The organism is uncultured Shewanella sp., assembly GCF_947495455.1.
In the GTDB taxonomy this organism is placed as follows: Bacteria; Pseudomonadota; Gammaproteobacteria; order Enterobacterales; family Shewanellaceae; genus Shewanella.
This window is the reverse complement of sequence record NZ_CANLZC010000061.1, coordinates 14,355-34,375: the sequence shown is the minus strand read 5'-3', so window position 1 is coordinate 34,375 and position 20,021 is coordinate 14,355. Positions and strand designations below refer to the sequence as shown.

The window sequence follows — 20,021 nt, the reverse complement described above, 5'->3', positions numbered from 1 at the left end:
TTATATGAAGAACCATCTTATTTATCGCAATGTCTTCGGGATTATTTAGAATAAAAATATGAGGGGATCTTTAAGGTGCGACATAGTCTTTGGCGATTGTACAAACTGGCGCTAAATCAAATATAATGGCTTGCCGTTGAGGATAAGCATCACAAAAAGCGAGGGCAATAGTCCCTGATCCAGCTCCTGCATCGAGTAACCTGTTTACATGGTTAAAAATGCCTGTGTTTATTGCCGATACGGCAGAAGCAAATCCCTGAGAATGCATTAAATGGGTAAAAGCGGCGGCAGATTGTTGATCTAAGGTATCTTGTTGCCACATATCCGTTACCGAACGCTGATTACATTCAAGCTCATATTCATGTTTTAGGCTGGTCAATATTTTTTTATCTAAGTGGTTAATATTATAGATATTATTGGGATCTTTTAAGACTTCCCCCCAAAAATAGGGGCTGTGTTGATTTAAATAATCTTGTGCCAATGACGTATTGCTGATCTGTTCATCGATTATCTTGATATAACCTAAATGCGCTAATATGAGTAAGTAAAGTTGCATGCCTTTTTGGCTGAGATTGAGCTGTTGGCTCAGTTTGTTTGGCGTATTCATGCCAGCATCTATGAGGCCTGTGATGTCCAACTGAACAGCCACCATGAGGCAAGCAAAGGTATAGTTGCCCATGAGTTGATCCCACATAGGGCTATCGCTTGTTGTGATGGGGGGGATTGAAGCAGGCATAAGCAATCGATAGATAAAAAGAGGACGCTTCTTTTAAGCATAGTGTGTTGCGCGAAAAATGCTGCTTAAAAGTAAAGTTGACGGTCTAACTATCAGTATTAAACCGTCAGAAGTGTTTATGCCAGTAAAGGTTTTAAAAAGCGCGCTGTGTGTGATGTGGGGTGCTTTGCGACTTCTTCGGGAGTGCCATAAGCTAAAATGGTACCGCCTCCATCGCCTCCTTCTGGGCCGAGATCAACAATCCAGTCTGCCGTTTTGATCACATCTAAATTATGCTCGATCACCACAATAGTATTACCGTGGGATTTTAAGCGATGTAATACATCAAGGAGCATTTGAATATCGGCAAAGTGAAGGCCTGTGGTAGGCTCATCAAGAATGTATAACGTTTTACCTGTATCTCGTTTTGAGAGCTCCTTGGCTAATTTAACCCTTTGTGCTTCCCCTCCTGATAAGGTTGTTGCGCTTTGTCCTAGACGAATGTAAGACAAGCCAACGTCCATTAAGGTCTGTAATTTACGGGCGACGGCAGGAATAGCGTCAAAGAAAGGACGGGCTTCCTCAACAGTCATTTGCAAGACTTGGTGAATATTTTTCCCCTTAAATTTCACGTCTAAGGTTTCACGGTTATAGCGTTTACCTTTACACACATCACAAGGAACATATACATCCGGTAAAAAGTGCATTTCCACTTTAATTAAGCCATCACCTTGGCAGGCTTCACAGCGGCCACCTTTGACGTTAAAAGAAAAACGACCAGGTTGATAGCCTCGTGTTCTGGCCTCTTGTGTGGCGGCAAAAATTTCACGAATGGGCGTAAAAATACCTGTGTAAGTCGCCGGATTAGAGCGGGGAGTTCGGCCAATGGGGCTTTGATCTATGTCCACCACTTTATCGCAGTGCTCCATACCTGTTATGCTTTTATAAGGTGAAGGTTCAGCGACGGTGGCACCATTTAATTGAATATGAGCAATCTTGTAGAAAGTGTCGTTAATTAAAGTGGATTTTCCAGAGCCGGATACACCAGTAATGCAGGTAAATAAGCCTACTGGAATGGTCAAATCGACATTTTTAAGGTTATTTCCTGTCGCGCCATTCAGTTCAATGACTTTCTCAGGATTGTAGAGGGCTCTTTCTGAGTCGATATGAATGGCTTTCGTACCAGATAAATATTGCCCTGTAATGGATTCTTTTGAGGCGAGAATATCCTTAAGTGTCCCTTCGCTGATGACTTCACCACCATGAACGCCAGCGCCAGGACCAATATCAATTACATGATCGGCCATACGAATGGCATCTTCATCATGCTCTACGACAATGACCGTATTTCCGAGATCGCGAAGATGCAATAATGTTTTTAATAATCGTTCATTATCCCGCTGATGAAGGCCTATAGAAGGTTCATCTAACACGTACATGACGCCAACAAGGCCGGCACCAATTTGGCTGGCAAGGCGTATACGCTGCGCTTCACCACCTGACAAGGTTTCAGCTGAGCGAGACAAACTTAAATAATTTAATCCTACATTTACTAAGAAGCCTAAGCGATCTCGAATTTCTTTTAAAATTTTATCGGCAATTTGAGCTCGTTGGCCTTCTAAAGACAAGTGCTCAAAATAATCCATGGCTTCACCAATGGACCACTGATTAAGTGTAGGTAGATTCAAATCTTCAATGAAGACATTGCGCGCTTCTTCTCGTAGGCGTGAGCCGCTGCAGCTTTGGCAGGCTTGAGTGTTAATAAATTTGTTGAGTTCATCACGAACAGAGTTAGACTCTGTTTCACGATAACGCCTATCCATATTGTTTAAAATGCCTTCAAAAGGGTGATTGCGAACAACCACATCGCCTCTGTCATTAACATATTTAAAGGCGATGTTTTGTTTACCTGAGCCATACAGAATAATCTTTTGAATGGATTTATCGAGTTGCTCGAAAGGTTTTTCAATATCAAATTCATAATGCTCAGCTAATGAAGTGAGCATTTGAAAATAATAAAAGTTACGTCTATCCCAGCCTCGAATCGCGCCGCCGGCTAAAGATAATTCGCTGTTGGTGATGACACGTTCAGGATCAAAAAATTGTTGTACACCTAAGCCATCGCAGGTTTGGCAAGCACCAGCGGGATTATTAAAAGAGAAGACTCTTGGCTCAAGCTCTGCCATAGAATAACCACAAGTCGGGCAGGCAAAATTAGCAGAAAACACTTGTTCTTCAGGGGGCGTGTTATCATCCTTGCTATCCATACTTGTGACAATGGCCAGACCGCCGGATAACTCTAGCGTGGTTTCAATCGATTCTGCGAGTCGTTGCCCAATATCATCACGCACTTTAAAGCGATCAACTACTACTTCAATGGTATGTTTGATGTGCAAGTCAAGGGCTGGCGGATCGGACAAATCACACACTTCACCATCGATACGGGCACGTATGTAGCCTTGAGCTGCGAGGCTGTCCAGTAATTTGACATGTTCACCCTTACGGTTATTGACCACAGGGGCCAAGAGCATTTGTCGACTCCCCTCAGGTAAAGTCAATATTTTATCAACAATTTGGCTGACGGTTTGTGCAGCAAGGGGTAAGCCATGAGTAGGACAGCGAGGCTCTCCTACTCGAGCAAATAGCAATCGCAAATAATCATAAATTTCGGTAATGGTGCCGACGGTCGAACGAGGGTTATGAGACGTTGATTTCTGCTCAATGGAAATCGCTGGACTTAATCCTTCAATATGATCGACATCGGGCTTTTCCATGAGGCTTAAAAACTGGCGGGCATAGGCCGATAATGATTCGACATATCGCCTTTGTCCTTCGGCGTAGAGGGTATCAAATGCCAGAGAGGATTTACCTGAACCAGATAGCCCTGTAATGACGATGAGTTTGTCTCTTGGTATGGTCAGGTTAATATTTTTGAGATTGTGAGTCCGAGCTCCACGTACTTCAATCTTGTCCATCTATCTCTCTGGCTTAGCCGTAAAAAAGAGGCTAATTATGCCACAGTCCATTAACGGGGTAAAACGCGATAAGATGGATCGCCATCCCCATTTAAGCAAATCAATGATCGATTCAGAGTCGTTCAGGAGCTTCAATTCAGGATGCGCTCTTTTTATTGGAGGATTTTTGAAACACATAAAGGAGCAGCAGGCTAAGGCTGGTAATAACAATACAACTAGGCAGTATATAAAGTACGGTTTGCCATTCTGCTTTAGTGGTTTTTTCTATAAGTTGGTGATGTGTTAATTGGGCTAATGTCATGCCTATGAGCAGTTGTAAAACAGTGCCGCCAGCCATGTTACACATATTTGTTGAAGCTTGTGTTGTGGCTTGAGGAAGTGTTGAAAAAAAGGAGCCGATATAGGCAAAAACAATGGCATTAGCATTGGTGATAAGTCCTGCTAAGAATAGCATAAATAATAATAAATCTAATGATATCTGACTGTTGATGATGATGCTGATAATGCTGGCAGAGACGAGTCCGCAGCCGCAAAGGATGATAGGTGTATATTTGAAATGCTTGTTGATAATCAAGTCTCCTATTAAGCCTAATAAAATACCTCCAAAGATTGAACCGATAGAAAATGAAGAAATAAAAAATGCTGAACTTTCAAAAGGTAAACTATAAGCCGTATGCATAAAACTGGTTCCCCAAAGTGCGGAAAAAACACTTTGTGGGCTGTTTATGGCACCAATATAAAAACCAAGCAAAATAAAAGTCGGGGAGCAAATGAGTTGCTTCAATGAAGGAAAGATACGCTTAAAGCCCACGTTAATATTTAAATGCTGACTTTGTTGTCCAAAGTATATCCATAAGATGAGAAAGGAAAAGCTAAAAGCGGTTGCGAGCCAGTAGGCCGTTTGCCAGCTATTGAGTAAGTCGGATAATAATCTCCAAGGGCCCTGACCTAAAAAGGCGCCAAAGCTGGCTAAGGCCAATGATATACCAATTAAGAGCCCCCTTCTTTTGGAATGAATAACTAAAGCCAGAGTGCCGACCGTGGCAAAATTAGAGCCTATCCCCATGAGTATTCTGGCGATAATCATGATATTTAAATTCGGTGCCCAGGCAAAAATAGCACATCCCGAGGTGAAGAGTGAAATGGCATAAATCCAAGTTTTATAAAGGCCAAATTTATCAATGAGTATGCCTGCTGGCAGCATAAAAATGACATAGGTAAAGTAATAAGCCGAGGACAGAGCACTGAGATCGGCAATATCCAGTTGTAAATGTAGAGACAGGGGCGTGAGGATAACACTGTCGGAGACACGGATCGTATATTCGTAGATGACAAAAATCCAAGCGAGGGGCAGTATTTTTGTTAAAGGAGGATTATCTATCAATATATTGACCTATTGTCAGTTTAAACAGATTTTTGTGTTAACAGTGATAGCACGCACAGAATTAATTAGCATTATAGATTAAAATTTGTTCTTCATCTTATCATTTTAATGTATTTAAGGGAGGGAGAGTCATGCATACATTATTGCAAGAACTTTATGATTATCATCATAATGCTTCGTCTATTATTGATGAGTTGTCCACACTACTAATTCAGTTAAAGCGGGAAAAAGCAACCTCATCGGATTTAAAAGCAGTATTTCGTTTACTGGCTGTTTTACATTCAAATGAAGAGAGAGAACACCATCAAAACGAGGAGTTGATCCGCCAAAAACTTGAGGCAACCGAATTGCCTTTACATCCCAGAATACAGGAATTAGAAAATGATCATCACGGTTTTGATCGTATTGCCGATCATCTTATGTTGCTGGTGGATTCTGAGTTAAGCCAAAGAGAAATGGCGGCAATTATCGATGATTATATTCGTAAGTATTATGATCATATTGATGGAGAAGAAAATATTTTCTTTCCTATGGCGGATAAATACTTGACCGATGAGGACTGGCAAGAGATTCGACAAAAATGGTGTGTGACTCAAGTCGAGCAGGCCTAGGTTATTCCCGTGATACAAGTATCACGGGAATAGGCGCGATTGTATTGTGACTTAAATTTGATATAGAACAAATTTTTTCTGTGAGGCATGGCCTATAGTGAATACATATTGATTTAGCTATAAGCCCATGTTTGGAATAAGCTGTGATGGAGGAACCCATGACGGAAGTTCAAGAAATTATCGCGCTAAAAAAATATGTTCGAGTCACCAACTTTTTAGCCACATCGCAAATCTATTTAAAGCAAAATGTATTATACAAGCGCCCATTGAGTCATGCTGATATTAAACCTAGGTTATTAGGTCATTGGGGCACTTGCCCAGGGATCAATTTTGTTTACGCTAATATCAATCGTTTAATTGTTAAATTCAAACAGAATTTTATTTACCTTGTGGGGCCGGGTCATGGTTTTCCAGCGATTCAGGCTAATTTATTTCTTGAAGGTTCCTTGAGTCATTTTTACCCTGAAAAAATTCCTTACAACGAAAAAGGGGTTGAGGATATTTGTAAAAAATTCTCAGCCGCTTACGGCTACCCTTCACATGCGAACCCTGAAGCACCGGGTCAAATTTTAGAAGGGGGAGAGCTGGGCTATTCGTTATCTGTGGCTTGGGGCGCAGTATTAGATAATCCAGAGTTAATTGCGGCAGTACTCATCGGTGACGGTGAGTCTGAAACGGGGCCGCTTGCCGCATCTTGGTATGCCAATCGTTTGGTTTCGCCAAAAACCAATGGTGCCGTTTTACCTATTGTGCATATTAATGGTTATAAAATATCGGGCCCGACACGTATGGGCCGTATGAGCCATGAAGAGCTAACCTACGAGTTTAAGGGTCTAGGCTATCATCCTATTATTGTCGATGATGAGCTAGTGGAAGATGTCTTTGTGCAAATGACACAAGCCATGGATACGGCTTATGCCATGATAAAAGATATTCAAACACGAGCACGAAGTGGTGAGGATATCGTCAAGCCTAAATGGCCTGTGATCTTAATGCGTACCGCCAAAGGGTGGACAGGAGTGGAAAGCTATGATGGAGAAAAACTTGCGGGAAATTGTCAATCTCATCAAGTGATAGTGGGTCAGTGTGCGACGGATAAAGGGCATTTGGCGGCATTGAATAAATGGCTTGCCAGTTATCAGATTGATGAGTTATATGAAATGAATGAGCAAGGGGAGCTCATTTTTGATGAAGATATTCGTTCTTTACTGCCTCCAAGTACACTGACTTGTGGTCAGCAGCGGCTGAGTTACGGAGGTGAAATAGTCAGAGCGTTAGCTAAACCTCAATTAGAGACTTTGGCTTATGGTCCTGAAACGCCTCGTGGCCAACGTGGGCGCTCGATGAATAAAATGGGGCAGTGGATGCGAGAAGCCTTTAAGCTCAATCGTAATCAGGCTAATTTGCGAATATTCAGTCCAGATGAAACTTATTCAAATCAGCTGCAGGCGGTGTTTGAAGAGACAGACCGCGCATGGCAATGGCCTATTGAAGCGTGGGATAAAGATATGTCCCGTGAAGGCAGAGTCATTGAGTTATTATCTGAAAACTTGTTATTTGGCATGTTACATGGTTATACGGTCACGGGGCGTCATGCTATTTTTCCCACTTATGAGTCATTTTCTCAGGTGGTGTCTTCTATGGCCGATCAATATTGTAAATATGTTTATGCCAGTAAAGGTGTGCCCTTTAGAAAACCCATTCCTGCCTGTAATGTAGTGCTTTCTTCGTTATTAGAGCGGCAAGATCATAATGGTTATTCCCATCAAAATCCGTCATTTTTAGGGGCCATGCTGGAAAAACACCCTAAGATTATTTCAGCCTATTTGCCCGCCGATGGTAACAGTACTTTAGTGTATACAGAGCGGGCTTTTGAAGGGCGAGATAAGCTTAATATTTTGGTGGCGGGTAAGAAAGACTTGCCTCAATGGTTAACGTTAACAGAGGCGAGAAAGCAGGCTGAAGAGGGTGTCATGGTTTGGGATTTTGCATCCGATAATCATCCCGATATTGTGCTTGCAGCTTGTGGTGACTACGTCACACAAGAGTCGATGGCAGCATTAGTGCTTATTCGAGAACTCTTGCCTAGAGTCAAAATCCGTTTTGTGTCAGTCACAGAGCTCACCAGCAGCGGTTTAGGAAGCATTGAGTTTCAAGAAAAACCTTGGTTAATGGATGAGGTTTTCACTCAAGATAAAGGCGTGGTGTTTAATTATCATGGCTATCCCAATACCATTAAAAAATTGATTTTTGATTACAGTGGCAGTAAACGGTTTAGAATTAAAGGATATGAGGAGCAAGGCTCAACCACTACACCTTTTGATATGGGAGTGAGAAATGCCACATCTCGTTATCATTTAGTCATTGATATGGCTTATAAGTTGTTTCAGCAGGCTGTGATAGATGAAATGCAGCATATTGAGATCACCACTAAGATGCTACAGGCCTTAGTCGATCATCGAAACTATATTAAAGAAAATGGTGTGGATCCTGAAGGGATCGCAAATTGGGTTTGGCACAGGTGATATAATTAAAGGATGAGGGCATAAGTACCTGTGTGCTGATGCCGAGAGTCGCTTCAGGAGGGAATATGCATCCTTTGCTTAAAGAGCTTTACGCTTATCATAATAATACATCAGTAACAATGGATGAAGTGGAAAGGCTTTTGGCTAAACTGAAGGCAAATGATTCACAGCTCAAAGACAATGATAAGCTGTTTCATCTTTTAACTGTGCTCCACAGTCAAAAAGAAAGCGTTCATCATCAAAATGAAGAGGTGATTCGAAAGCGACTGGTGGATAACCATGTGTCATTACACCCTAGTATTTTAGCCCTTGAGCATGCCCATAAACATTTCTATGATATCGCCAATAGTTTAAAGACATTAGTGGATTCTGAGCTGAACAGGCAGGAGATTATTGCGATTATCGAAGATTATTTACGGCAGTATTTTGATCATATCGACACTGAAGAAAATATATTTTTTCCTGTTGCTAATAAATTGTTGACCGATGAAGACTGGAAGATTATTGCCCGTCAGTGGCAATATGCATAAACACATAATGCATTGACAGGCATTAAGGACTATTGCTGAGGCTTGTCTTTGGGTTTTGGCATATTTTCCTTCATGACTTCCTCTAGTTTATCCTGGGTTATAGCAGGGTTGGCATTTTGTAAGCACGTGAGCATGGCTGCTTTATTGGGTTTATCCCCAGGAGATGCGGGCTTGCCTTCTTCCATACACATTTGCAATTGATCTGCAGTCACATCTAGCTCTAAGCTCATTTTGGATATTGGGGGTTTAGGTGGCATTTGACCATCATCAGGTGCAGCGATAGCATGATTGAAAAAGATAAAACTGATGATAAACGCCATAATTAAAAAGGCACTGATAAACAAACTACTAATAACAAGGTTAGATGAGCGGTTAGACATAATACATTCCTTTAGTATGAATATTCCTGTATTAAGCATATGCCAATTTTAAAATATCGCACTTTTTATAGGGGAAAAGTATTAGTTCGATCTGGTTTTAGTTTTGGTGAATAATTGAATCCAATTAAATTTCAATTTGTTATTTTATAAATCTAAGGAGAATGATGGAAAGTTATCGACTATTATGATGGTGAGGGAAGCTGCGCCACATTACCCACTTATGATGCCAGCCCTACACCTGTCTATATTGGGGTAAAATAGTTTGTCATTGTAACTCAGTTGGAGTGGGGCATCTTTTCTCACTCATATCCTTTTCTACTCATCATACAGACATTTACTTATTTGATTTTATTCTATAAATCGCCCGTGTTTATCTATTTTTATCTATTTTTATCTATTTTTATCTATTTTAGTGTATTTTTAACAACGTCTTATTGGATTTTTATATCATGAATATATTCGTGAAGGCTTTGTGGTGCTAGAAACCAGTGTGTCAGAAGGTGATGTGATAACTCAGTAATACATACTTAAAGGAAAGGCAAACAAGAAATGGTTTGCCTTTGCAAGTCAGCTTAGATTTCTTCAGCACTTGGCGCTCGCATGGCTTGCCACCATTCATCACTGGCGACAATTTGCCCTTTATCGTCGATGGCCGGATAAGGCAAGTTTTTACGCTTACAGGCTTTGGCGTAAATGGGGTGACCTTGTTCAAAGAGCTTAGTTTGACAATATTCATTATCGAGTTTACATTCGCCATACATGCCTGCTGCTTGGCGTTGACGTTGAGCTTCGTACATGACCAGCGCAGCCGCAACCGAGACATTTAAGGATTGCACCATGCCTTGCATGGGAATGATGATATGTTGGTCGGCGCAGGCAATGCCCTCTTCACTCACACCATCACGCTCGTTTCCTAATAGCACTACTGTTGGGCGAGTGTAATCAATCTCTCGAAAATCTTTTGCTGTTTCAGAGAAGTTAGTGGCTAAAATTTGCATGCCTTTTTCGCGAAAGGTACTGACGGCCTCATTCATATGATGGTGCTTGACTGTTTTGACCCATTGCTGACTGCCTGATGCGGTATTGCCAGAGACGCGCATTTCAATGTCAGGCCAAACCGCATGGATCTCGTGAATGCCCACAGCATCAGCGGTACGAATAACCGCGGCGATATTATTGCATTTATGAACTTTATCGAGGCACAGGGTCAGATCGGGCTGGCGATTATTGAGCATGGTATTGATGCGAGTGAAGCGTTCTGGACTCATGATGATATGTCTTATTTTTATAGTCGAGGAGTGAAAGCCGATAGCAAAAGAGCGCCTTAGCGCCCTTATTTTATGCGATTTGAAGAGAATAGAGATTAAAGCTCCATGATCCCGTCCATCTCAACCAGTGAATCTTTTGGCAGCTGTTTCACACCAATAGCGGCGCGTGCAGGGAAGGGCTGTTTAAAATACTGCCCCATGATTTCGTTAACGGTAGCAAAATGACTTAAGTCAGTTAAAAAGATATTGAGTTTAACAATATCACTTAATTGGCCACCAGCGGCTTGGCATACCGCGGTCAAGTTTTCAAAAACTTGTACCACTTGCGGGGCAAATTCCTCGCTGGCCATTTGCATAGTGTCTGGATCGAGTGGGATCTGTCCAGATAAATACACAGTACTGCCCACTTTAACGGCTTGAGAATAAGTGCCAATTGCTTGAGGGGCTTTATCTGTTGCGATAATAGTTTTTTCTGCCATGACGTTCTCTCTAAAAGTTGACTATCGATTACGTGATGTGCGCAAGACTTCAGGTAGCACTCGAATTCTGCGCATAACATTTGCTAAATGAATACGATCTTTGACTGAGACACGCAAATTAATTAAAAATACGCGACCATCTCTCTCTTCCGTGCTGAGATTATGAATGTTCGAGCCTTCTGCGGCCACAATGGAGGTGATTTTAGCCAATGCCCCTTGATGGTTAACAATCTCAATGCGCAGATTAGCTTGGTACTCTTCACCATCTCCTGTATCCCATTCAACGGCAATATATTTATTGGGTTCGTCTTGATAACCGCGAATATTGGCGCAGCTTTCCATGTGGATCACTAGGCCTTTTCCTGGGCTCACATGGGCAATGACGGCATCGCCAGGAATTGGGCGGCAACAATTGGCAAAGGTCACCAGCATGCCTTCAGCGCCGCGAATAGACATAGTATGGGTATCTTTATCTTTTGCATCTTCAATATGCGCGCCAATGAGACGTTGGGCTATCACTATACTCATGGCATTGCCTAAACCAATGTCGGCAAGCAAGTCTTCCAAAGACTCATGCTTAGTATCGGTAAGTACGTGATCAATTTGCTCTTGTGGAATGCAATCGAGATTATGCTCACCCAATGCATGATTGAGTAAACGCTTGCCTAAGATCACAGCGTCATCGGCCTTAAGGTTTTTCAATAAATGACGAATTTTGGCGCGAGCTTTACCTGTAACCACAAAATTGAGCCAAGCGGCATTGGGCCTGACCCCTTTTGCCGTGATAATTTCGACGGTTTGTCCTGAAATGAGTGGCTGGCTTAAGGGGTAAGCTTGACGGTTGACCCGCGCACCGACACAAGTATTACCGACGTCAGTATGCACTTCATAAGCAAAGTCGACGGCGGTGGCGCCAACAGGAAGCTCTAAAATGCGGCCTTCAGGGGTGAAAACATAAATTTCATCGGGAAAGAGCTCGGTTTTCACATTTTCAACAAACTCAAAGGAGGTGCTGGCACTTTGTTGTAGCTCTAATAAACTTTGCATCCACTTACGAGCACGAAGTTGGGTCGTCGTGCCTTGCTCTTGCGAACCGCCTTTTTTATAAAGCCAATGTGCAGCGACCCCTTTATCGGCCATTTGATCCATGTCTTCGGTGCGAATTTGTATTTCGACAGGCACACCTAATGGGCCAAAAAGTGAGGTATGTAATGATTGATAGCCGTTCGCTTTGGGAATGGCAATATAATCTTTAAAACGTCCTGGACGGGGTTTATATAAGCCATGCATGGCGCCCATCACGCGGTAACAAGTATCGATGGAGTCCACAATAATACGAAAGGCATAAATATCCATGACTTCTTGAAATTGCAGCTCTTTATTTTTCATCTTATTGTAGATGGAAAAGAGATTTTTCTCGCGACCTTTAACTTTACCGATAAGGTCAGTGTCTTCTAGGCGAGTGACAATGGCACCTTCAATGCTGGCAATGAGTTCATTTCGATTGCCTCTTGCGGCTTTGACCACTTCTTTTAGTACGCGATGCCGCATAGGATAATAAGCTTGAAAGCCTAAATCTTCTAATTCGGTTTTTATATTGTGAATACCGAGACGATTGGCAATGGGAGCGTAAATTTCTAAGGTTTCTCGAGCGATACGGCGACGTTTATCTGGGCGTAATGCCCCTAATGTGCGCATATTGTGGGTTCTATCGGCGAGCTTGATGAGAATGACACGAATATCTTGTGTCATGGCCATCATCATTTTACGAAAATTTTCCGCTTGCGCTTCTTTTTTATCGCGAAATTTCAGCTTATCGAGTTTAGAGACCCCTTCGACTAATTCGGCAACCGCATCGCCAAATAACTCAGCGAGCTCTTCGCGAGTCACTGGAGTATCTTCAATGGTATCATGCAGCAAAGCAGCCATCAGCGTCTCATGATCGAGACGCATTTCTGCCAGTATGCGGGCAACCGCAACAGGATGGGTGATATAAGGTTCGCCACTAGTGCGCATCTGACCTTCATGGGCAGCGTGTGCTACCTTGTAGGCCTTTATGAGTAATTCTAGCTGCTCTTGTTCTAAATAGGCTGAAGCAGACTCCCTAAGACCTTCAAACAGATACAAGTGGCACTACTCCCTATATGATATGACTACGACCTTCAGCAATTGCAGCAACAGCAGCAATTTCAGCCGCTTCACGTTCACGAACCGTTTGGCGTTCAGCAGCGTCTAAGGTGTCAGCTGTGACTAAGCCTAATTCGATTTCACGTAAAGCAATAACCGTTGGCTTATCGTTCTCTTCATCAACCATAGGATCTTTACCCTGAACGGCGATTTGGCGAGCACGACGCGCTGCAACTAGGATCATGTCAAAACGGTTGCCGATTTGTTCTACGGCGTCTTCTACAGTTACGCGAGCCATGTATTGAAACTCCAATGTGTTATCGATCGAAAAAATGACGCAGAATTGTACACTATGCTAGCTACTCTGCCAACAGATCTTTAAGCATACCATTATGTGTATGAATTTGGCTAGTCGCAGTCAGTCTTTGGCTGTGAATAATGGCCAATAAATCTTGTTGTGCGGTAATAAAATTATCATTGATGATGATATAGTCATATTCATTGTAATGTGACATTTCTGATACGGCTTGAGCCATGCGGCTGTTAATGACTTCAATGCTATCTTGCCCACGTCCGGTTAAGCGGCGTTCGAGTTCGGTTTTCGATGGCGGTAGAATGAAGACACTAATGGCTTCAGGCATGATTTTTTTCACTTGTTGTGCCCCTTGCCAATCAATATCCAGAAAGACATCAATCCCTTGATTTAATGTGTTTTCGATTGCAATTCTTGAGGTGCCGTAAAAATTGCCAAAGACTTCTGCCCATTCAAAAAAAGCCTCTTTTTGAATCAGTGACTTAAAATCATCTGGAGTCACAAAATGATAGTGTTTCCCATCGACTTCACCTTGCCTTGGTTGGCGTGTGGTGTGAGAAACTGAGACTTGCATATCGGTTGGCTGATTTTCCAGTAATGCCGAGATAAGCGATGATTTACCTGCGCCACTGGGGGCAGAGACAATAAATAAATTTCCGCGAGCGGTCATTGAAGAATACCTGATAGTGAAAACATGGAGGTGATTGGAACAGTATAATATGGGGGAGACTTTGAATGCTATACCTTTAAAGAAGAGGACTGTTTTTTTGCTGTTAAAGCAGTAATGCAGTTTGAATCATAATTGTCGCTAACTTGTTATTGAAAGTGCTGAAAATCGAGTCTTCAATCAGAAGAGGCAAAACAAGATGAATTTCTGGCGAAAAATAGCAATGGCGCCTGACTTTTATGGGGTTATTCGCTAGGCTATTTCCGCCGGAAGTTTTGTTTTCGCGAGTATAATAATCAATAAACCGAATTTTAGAATGAGTAAGAACATGATGCAGTTTATCTCTCTTTGGTGTGTGCAAGGTTATGATAATGGTTTAAGAAGTGCTGTGATTACAGGGGTGATTTACTGTTTTATTTTGTTGTTGAGCTTGCTATTAGGGCCAACAGCTTGGCTGTTTTTTTTCGGTGCCTTGCTGACACCTTTTTTATTACTGACCCATAGGCGTCGCTTACGTGATAGTGATCATCCTAGGCAGTGGGTTTGGCTTCCATTGCTCCCTTTTTTTGCTGTAATTGCAACACTTGTCAATAGTGATAATCCCGTTTTACTATTGGTTTTTATCGGCTTTGCCGTTTGTATGATGGTATATTTCTCAAGCTTAAAAGCGAATAGAAAGCGTGTGTATACTCAAGGGTATGCAGGAAGAAGTCTTCAAATAAACAGAGGAAATATAGGGTTGAGTCAACACCATAAAGAAAAAAAACGCGTTGAACCGACACTGTCATCAAAGATCAATGATCTGACCCAATATCAAGATGATCAAAGGGATTCTGCTATTGAGTCTAGTGCGTCAGAGCCATTTGAAGCGAGTATGTCACAAGGTAATAGCAAGGCGTTTAACCACAGTAAGCCTGATGAAGCGGCATTTATCAGTGATAAGAATACAGAAGCACATATTCATTTAAATGGATCCACAGGATTGAGATCAAAGCTATTCACTTTTTTTAAGGGTTATGATTTACATGAATTAAAGGCTCAACTTGAATGGGTAAAAGCGCGTATTAAAACGCGGGATCGAAAAGTTATGATCTGTGGAGCGGTTTTTCTGGTGTTTGCTTCAGTGCTTGTATTAGGACTCGTCTCTTGGCTGGGTTTTAATCGCGATGAGGAGGAGAATTTGCCACCCGTCGCATCATTACCAGAGCCGATCGTTGAGCGCCATGAAGCGAAGTTACCCGATGGTTTTAGTTTAGTCTTGGAGAATAATATTCTGATTGTGCGTTGGTTAGGGGAAGTGCAAGAACCACAAACCTTATGGTCATTGGCCCAAGCCAAAGGGGATAAGAGCTGCGCAGAACTGACTTTTAATAATGGGGCTAAGTACCGACCATTGACTGTGTCGATTCATTCCGATACGGCGATTGAAGCGCGTTTTTCTCCTTTAGATAATGCAGCCATTATCAATGATGTTGCAAAGCGTGGCAGTGTCAGCTTGTGTGGTTACCAGTTTAGCTTAAAAGGCAGCTTAGCGGTATTGGGGAAAAATCCAATTTTTGGAGATTATTTATAAGTTGGAAGCCAGATTAATGTGTTTCATGTTGGGAGTGCGCTTTTTAACGGATTATTTAGCGGGGGATTGCTACTTTGCGGCTCAGCATGCTGAACATAACTTACAAAGAGCGGCGAATCAATTAACATTTTACTCGCTATTTTTCAGCGTGTCAGCCTGTTAAGGTGTCAGCGTGTTAGGGTGTTAGGGTGTTAGGGTGTTAGGGTGTTAGGGTGTTAGCCATGTGCGCAAACTTGGAGAAAATGGTTAATGAGAAAGGAGTAAGGTATTGTCTGTTTTAGAGCGTATCTTGTTGCAGAAAAATAGTGTAAATCGGAAAAGTAGAAAAGTTGGGAAAATTAGAAAAGTTAGGGAAATAGAAAAGTGAAAAAATCGTCGTTGTTATTATTGCGCCTAATAGTCCGCTTAAGATCCCGCCTAATATTGCGTTTGATATCAAGAGTCGGACTGGTGTTTTTGTTTGCCCTCACAGGGTGTGCATCAAATCCTCATGAGCCGAATGCGCCTAAACTCGGCTCTGATGCGAGTTTTATGCAAATTGAGTGTGTTGATTTTACTGACATGGATAAAGCGCAAATTGAGGCCGATCTTAAGCAATACCAAGACTGGAACACAATTTATGCAGTCGAGGATGTGACGTTAAAGGATGCTATGCCTAACGATACTCATTTAACAAACGCGAGTCCTCAAGGCATGGTTTGCTTTGAAAAGCCAAAAGAATAATGGCAAATAAGAGGTGAGAATCGAGAACGCCCTCCTCATTCATCCTTCTTAGATGTTCGGGGTAATTTTTATTCAATATTATACTCATTGTTTTTGTGGTTGCATAACTCTCTAGCGAATCCGGTATGATACTTTTCTAGCACTGCGGGGGCTAAGGTGAAAAGGGTATCATTCATGTCTTTTCTCTCCTCTGCGTATAGTCGCATCATAGGCAGAAACATCTCTGCTAATTGCGTCGATACCTCTTCAAAATACTCAAATGCCTTCATTTGGAGTCTTATCCAGTCTTGAAACTCGTCCGGCTCATTAAAAGATTTTAGCACTGCTGGACTTAACAAGTTTAACATCAGCCTGAATTGATTCACTTCGTTAATGCGTGTTATGGAATAAGGCGTTGTATTATTTGTTTGTTCGGTTACCGCTTGAAAAGCTGTATCGTAATCGTTAGCATCATTTGGTTTGTTTATCTTGTTATTTTTTAGCTCTTGTTCAATTCGCAGCGTCATATCATTTGTGATTGTAAACTTGGATGCAGTTATTGCTGTCTCTAACTGTGTTAGTTTTATCCTCATAGTTTCTGATGGTAATTCATTGCCTTTCGGCCTGTTTGTTTTTTCTATTTGCTCTAAGTCAGTATAAAGCCTGATGTCATCAAAATAGAGCTGTCTGAAGCCAATTTCAAAAATATCACTCTGGTGGTTGCCTAGCTTTAGTTTGCTTGAAAAGAGTGTTTTAGATGCTGCTGATGAATTCGATTTTAGTATAATAAGCAGGTATTCGTCGTCGTTTCCTTTTTTAAATCTCAAATAGTCTCTAAACGCAGGTTTTAAGGCATTCCAAAGTATTAAAAGTGACTCAACTTGTTTTATAAATTTTTTGCAATCTAATGGCTTATCATCATATAAGCTTAGTTCATAGAGTATCGGAAACACATCTTTCTCGGAGCGATTCGTTTTAAGCCAACTTAAGATTTTCCCACAATCTTTCTGAAGCTTATTCCACTCCTCCTTTGGTACAGTTACTTTGCGGATCTGAGCCAAATGGCTTTGAAATTTTTTATCAATTTCAGCCGAGCGTACAGATAAAATATCCTGACCGAATATCCCCTGCATAGGTGCTATGTGAGTATTAGAATGAAATTTCTCACCCAGAAAATACGTATCTAATTCGATGCCATTTTCATCATACATTTTGATTGTTTCTTGTTCTATATCGATAATATGAAAGCCCCAGGTAATTTCTGTGTTAGAGTTAAATTGAAAGTCATCTTGAGTCGCTAAGCTAGGGCCAAGCCTAGGTGAGAGACCTGCAAAGGGAGAGGGTTTAGGCATAGTCCTTGGGGAGCTTGAAAAAGCGCTTGTTCCTGTATACCCGGCTTGATTCATTGCTTTATCTCTAAAAATGTTACCTCTATTAGCATTTTGGGCTTCATCGTGTGGTGAGTTAGCCAAATTTCCACCACCACCGCCAGAGATCACTTGAGTTAAGGGCACATCATTTCGAGTTGAGGGGTAAGGTAAGGTATCAATACTGAGGAGATGATCATGGGCGCATAGAAGTAAGTCAAAAAGAATGTCTATGTTGTTTTCTTTTGATAGATTGAGTATTTTTTCGTAAATTTTCTCGCCTACTTCCCCTTTTATCTCATTGTCTGTATTATTTTCTTTGTTTTTTTTGTAATGACCAAAGGCTTTTTGATAAATCAACAAATCACTGTCTTTATCGAGTCGTTTGGCCGCGGGAAGAATGGGGTGATGCATGACCAGCACTTTAGTATTCTTTTTATGCGCTCGAGCTTTGTAGCGATCGACTAAGTAGGCTTGTTGTTTGTCATCAAATAAAAAAGCATTGGAATCTAATATAAAAAAATCGGCAATGTCAGAGAACAAAGTATAATAGCGATAAGGCATGTTCCAAGAGAGGTAAGGATTGCAGTTTTGTTCATAAGTTAAATGAACTTGTGCCAGTTCTCTTTCAATGGTTTTATCCGGTGAGGAATGTCTATGTTTTATCCAGTTAAAGCCGATTATATTTTGTACTCCATCAGCCCAATTGCTCAAACCATGGATGAATGCATCATGATTGCCTAAGACAGAAAAACATTGTAAGCACCCAAAAGGTTCACTAAAGTCCCAAGTAAAGCGATTACCATTATCTTTTGGGTTGTCTTTCCAATTACTGCTTAAGCCATCATCATAAAAATTATCCCCCAGCACAAAGACAATGCTTTCAGCGTCTTTATAGTCATCTTTTTGTAATTTAAGATGTATTTGATTGCCAATTTTTGTTTGAATATCATTGCGTTCAAATATTTTGGGGCTCCATAGTCCTTTGCCTCTTTTTATCCATTTTCCTCTGACGCCTTGACAGCCAACTAGGCCTATTTTTCCGGAAAAAGGCGCGCCTTTTTTGATCAGGTTTTGTAATGAGAAATCGGCATCGGGAGTTGTTGAATCGTAGTCTCTATTTGATGTTTGTTGGTCTCTAGTTCCATCTGTAGTGGGTTTCGTGAGCCGTTTTTCTCTAGCAGTCTTGTCAGTATAAAGTCCATTTCTAGCACGTGGTTCATCACAGTGCACATAGTAAAAGTAGTTAAATTTTTGACGATCATTAAAGTGTTTTGTATTGAATCTTTCATACATGTCATCATGTCTGGCTTCACGATTTATTGAGAGTTGTTTATTGCCATCACTTAGTTTGTTATTTAAAGTGGAGTTAGAAAACGCATTGCCGCTTACTTTATTATTGGGAATAACCATATCTTTGCTTTTTATTTCATCTTGAAATGAATCGTCTTCATTGTCATTGTAACCTAGGTTATCGTTAAGGTGTTTATTCGTATTGACTGTGATGATTTCATTATTACCTGCATAGGGATTGTAGTTATCTGCACTTAATAAGTTATTATCTTGACTGTTATTTCCTGCGTAAGGGCTGCTGTCATAATTGTTCAATGAGCGGTTATTTTGATTATTAGATTGGTAAGGATAATCTGTTTTAGTGTCAGTATCCTCAAAGCGAAAATTTTTTAGTATTTGTTCTAATTGAGGATTTGTGCTGCTATATTGCATATCTTGTTGATTAACATCCATACCTATATTAGCTTTAGCAAGGTATGCTGAAAGTGTTTTTCCAGGGGAATGGATTTGATAAAGATTATAAGGAAAGATATTACAAAGCCTGTCTAAGTCTATGCTAAAATGAGTCGCTTGTTGATATAGTAGTTTTGCTGTCGGGGCCATTTGTTGAAGTTGGCGGTGGTATTCTTGCTTAAAGCGTTTTTCTTTATCGCTATCGGAGAACTTTTTTGGCGCTTTGAAAGCAGAGTGAGTTATCATTGCGTCCCATTCTTCCTTTTCCCAGCTTTGAATATAATTTTGTTTCAATTGTGGTTGATTATCATCGATATACAAGGCGCCTAAATAACCATATAAGCATAAAAATTCGCCAGCATAAAGGGATTTTTTGTATGAAAACTCTGCTAATTCATCTGCTCGATAATAGAGTTTGTGAGGATCTTTCCTTGAATTTTTATTTTTAGGCATAGTCAGTAACACCGCGAATATTCATTGATACTTAAAAAGTATAATCCACCATCGAGTATTTGAAGGTTTTTTGAGTGATGCTAAAGCAGTTGTAAGGGAGGCTGATTTAAGTGTTTAAGTGTTTAAGTGTTTAAGTGTTTGAATGTAATCGATTGACTATGCGAATCATTACTAACCCCTGTCTTCACTGTTATGAAAAAACAGAA

General features: G+C 41.0%; 15 protein-coding genes and 1 pseudogene. 6 read left to right on the top strand and 10 right to left on the bottom strand.

All coding sequences use genetic code 11. The annotated features are described in order from the left end of the window. Positions 1 to 70: 70 nt before the first annotated feature. From Q0791_RS15530 to Q0791_RS15520, 3 genes are all read right to left on the bottom strand, one after another. Complete coding sequence (locus tag Q0791_RS15530) at positions 71 to 736, bottom strand: methyltransferase (RefSeq protein WP_299008248.1); 666 nt, start codon at positions 734 to 736, stop codon at positions 71 to 73. Between the two features lie 116 nt (positions 737 to 852). After that, positions 853 to 3,690, bottom strand: coding sequence for an excinuclease ABC subunit UvrA (gene uvrA, locus Q0791_RS15525; RefSeq protein WP_299008246.1), 2,838 nt, complete (start codon positions 3,688 to 3,690; stop codon positions 853 to 855). Between the two features lie 136 nt (positions 3,691 to 3,826). Further along, positions 3,827 to 5,074 (bottom strand): MFS transporter, encoded by a 1,248-nt coding sequence (locus Q0791_RS15520; protein WP_299008244.1) that lies wholly within the window; start codon positions 5,072 to 5,074, stop codon positions 3,827 to 3,829. 131 nt (positions 5,075 to 5,205) lie between these two features. On the opposite strand from Q0791_RS15520, the gene Q0791_RS15515 reads away from it, so the two are divergent. From Q0791_RS15515 to Q0791_RS15505, 3 genes are all read left to right on the top strand, one after another. After that, on the top strand, positions 5,206 to 5,685 hold the full coding sequence (locus tag Q0791_RS15515) for a hemerythrin domain-containing protein (RefSeq protein ID WP_299008243.1): 480 nt from the start codon (positions 5,206 to 5,208) through the stop codon (positions 5,683 to 5,685). Positions 5,686 to 5,843: 158 nt separating this feature from the next. Beyond that, positions 5,844 to 8,210, top strand: coding sequence for a phosphoketolase family protein (locus Q0791_RS15510; protein WP_299008242.1), 2,367 nt, complete (start codon positions 5,844 to 5,846; stop codon positions 8,208 to 8,210). 65 nt (positions 8,211 to 8,275) lie between these two features. Beyond that, positions 8,276 to 8,740: a hemerythrin domain-containing protein gene (locus tag Q0791_RS15505; protein WP_299008241.1), complete on the top strand. Its 465-nt coding sequence runs from the start codon at positions 8,276 to 8,278 to the stop codon at positions 8,738 to 8,740. A 29-nt stretch (positions 8,741 to 8,769) separates the two neighbouring features. Here Q0791_RS15505 and Q0791_RS15500 read toward each other — a convergent pair whose 3' ends face one another. From Q0791_RS15500 to gmk, 6 genes are all read right to left on the bottom strand, one after another. Continuing rightward, positions 8,770 to 9,120 (bottom strand): hypothetical protein, encoded by a 351-nt coding sequence (locus Q0791_RS15500; RefSeq protein ID WP_299008240.1) that lies wholly within the window; start codon positions 9,118 to 9,120, stop codon positions 8,770 to 8,772. Positions 9,121 to 9,692: 572 nt separating this feature from the next. Further along, positions 9,693 to 10,388, bottom strand: coding sequence for a tRNA (guanosine(18)-2'-O)-methyltransferase TrmH (gene trmH / locus Q0791_RS15495; RefSeq protein WP_299008239.1), 696 nt, complete (start codon positions 10,386 to 10,388; stop codon positions 9,693 to 9,695). A gap of 95 nt (positions 10,389 to 10,483) precedes the next feature. Next, a complete protein-coding gene (locus Q0791_RS15490; protein ID WP_299008238.1) occupies positions 10,484 to 10,867 on the bottom strand; it encodes a RidA family protein in 384 nt (127 codons plus the stop codon). Positions 10,868 to 10,888: 21 nt separating this feature from the next. Then, the gene (gene spoT / locus Q0791_RS15485; protein ID WP_299008237.1) at positions 10,889 to 12,994 is read right to left on the bottom strand and encodes a bifunctional GTP diphosphokinase/guanosine-3',5'-bis pyrophosphate 3'-pyrophosphohydrolase; all 2,106 of its coding nucleotides are present in this window, start codon (positions 12,992 to 12,994) and stop codon (positions 10,889 to 10,891) included. Positions 12,995 to 13,007: 13 nt separating this feature from the next. Next, positions 13,008 to 13,292: a DNA-directed RNA polymerase subunit omega gene (gene rpoZ / locus Q0791_RS15480; RefSeq protein WP_299008236.1), complete on the bottom strand. Its 285-nt coding sequence runs from the start codon at positions 13,290 to 13,292 to the stop codon at positions 13,008 to 13,010. A 61-nt stretch (positions 13,293 to 13,353) separates the two neighbouring features. Further along, a complete protein-coding gene (gene gmk, locus Q0791_RS15475; protein ID WP_299008235.1) occupies positions 13,354 to 13,977 on the bottom strand; it encodes a guanylate kinase in 624 nt (207 codons plus the stop codon). Between the two features lie 325 nt (positions 13,978 to 14,302). On the opposite strand from gmk, the gene Q0791_RS15470 reads away from it, so the two are divergent. The 3 genes and pseudogenes from Q0791_RS15470 (at position 14,303) to Q0791_RS15460 (ending at position 16,270) form a co-directional block, all read left to right on the top strand. Further along, on the top strand, positions 14,303 to 15,547 hold the full coding sequence (locus Q0791_RS15470) for a hypothetical protein (RefSeq protein WP_299008234.1): 1,245 nt from the start codon (positions 14,303 to 14,305) through the stop codon (positions 15,545 to 15,547). A 1-nt stretch (position 15,548) separates the two neighbouring features. Beyond that, positions 15,549 to 15,710: pseudogene (locus Q0791_RS15465) on the top strand (aminoglycoside phosphotransferase family protein); the annotation flags it as partial. Between the two features lie 200 nt (positions 15,711 to 15,910). Beyond that, positions 15,911 to 16,270 (top strand): hypothetical protein, encoded by a 360-nt coding sequence (locus Q0791_RS15460; protein ID WP_299008233.1) that lies wholly within the window; start codon positions 15,911 to 15,913, stop codon positions 16,268 to 16,270. Positions 16,271 to 16,338: 68 nt separating this feature from the next. Here the strand turns inward: Q0791_RS15460 and Q0791_RS15455 are convergent, their stop codons facing one another. Next, a complete protein-coding gene (locus tag Q0791_RS15455; protein WP_299008230.1) occupies positions 16,339 to 19,815 on the bottom strand; it encodes a metallophosphoesterase in 3,477 nt (1,158 codons plus the stop codon). Positions 19,816 to 20,021 lie beyond the last annotated feature (206 nt).

Coding starts and splice junctions, on each gene's coding strand:
- Q0791_RS15530 (WP_299008248.1), bottom strand. CDS start 736: ATGCCTGCTTCAATCCCCCCCATCACAACAAGCGATAGCCCTATGTGG.
- uvrA (WP_299008246.1), bottom strand. CDS start 3,690: ATGGACAAGATTGAAGTACGTGGAGCTCGGACTCACAATCTCAAAAAT.
- Q0791_RS15515 (WP_299008243.1), top strand. CDS start 5,206: ATGCATACATTATTGCAAGAACTTTATGATTATCATCATAATGCTTCG.
- Q0791_RS15510 (WP_299008242.1), top strand. CDS start 5,844: ATGACGGAAGTTCAAGAAATTATCGCGCTAAAAAAATATGTTCGAGTC.
- Q0791_RS15505 (WP_299008241.1), top strand. CDS start 8,276: ATGCATCCTTTGCTTAAAGAGCTTTACGCTTATCATAATAATACATCA.
- Q0791_RS15500 (WP_299008240.1), bottom strand. CDS start 9,120: ATGTCTAACCGCTCATCTAACCTTGTTATTAGTAGTTTGTTTATCAGT.
- trmH (WP_299008239.1), bottom strand. CDS start 10,388: ATGAGTCCAGAACGCTTCACTCGCATCAATACCATGCTCAATAATCGC.
- Q0791_RS15490 (WP_299008238.1), bottom strand. CDS start 10,867: ATGGCAGAAAAAACTATTATCGCAACAGATAAAGCCCCTCAAGCAATT.
- rpoZ (WP_299008236.1), bottom strand. CDS start 13,292: ATGGCTCGCGTAACTGTAGAAGACGCCGTAGAACAAATCGGCAACCGT.
- gmk (WP_299008235.1), bottom strand. CDS start 13,977: ATGACCGCTCGCGGAAATTTATTTATTGTCTCTGCCCCCAGTGGCGCA.
- Q0791_RS15470 (WP_299008234.1), top strand. CDS start 14,303: ATGATGCAGTTTATCTCTCTTTGGTGTGTGCAAGGTTATGATAATGGT.
- Q0791_RS15455 (WP_299008230.1), bottom strand. CDS start 19,815: ATGCCTAAAAATAAAAATTCAAGGAAAGATCCTCACAAACTCTATTAT.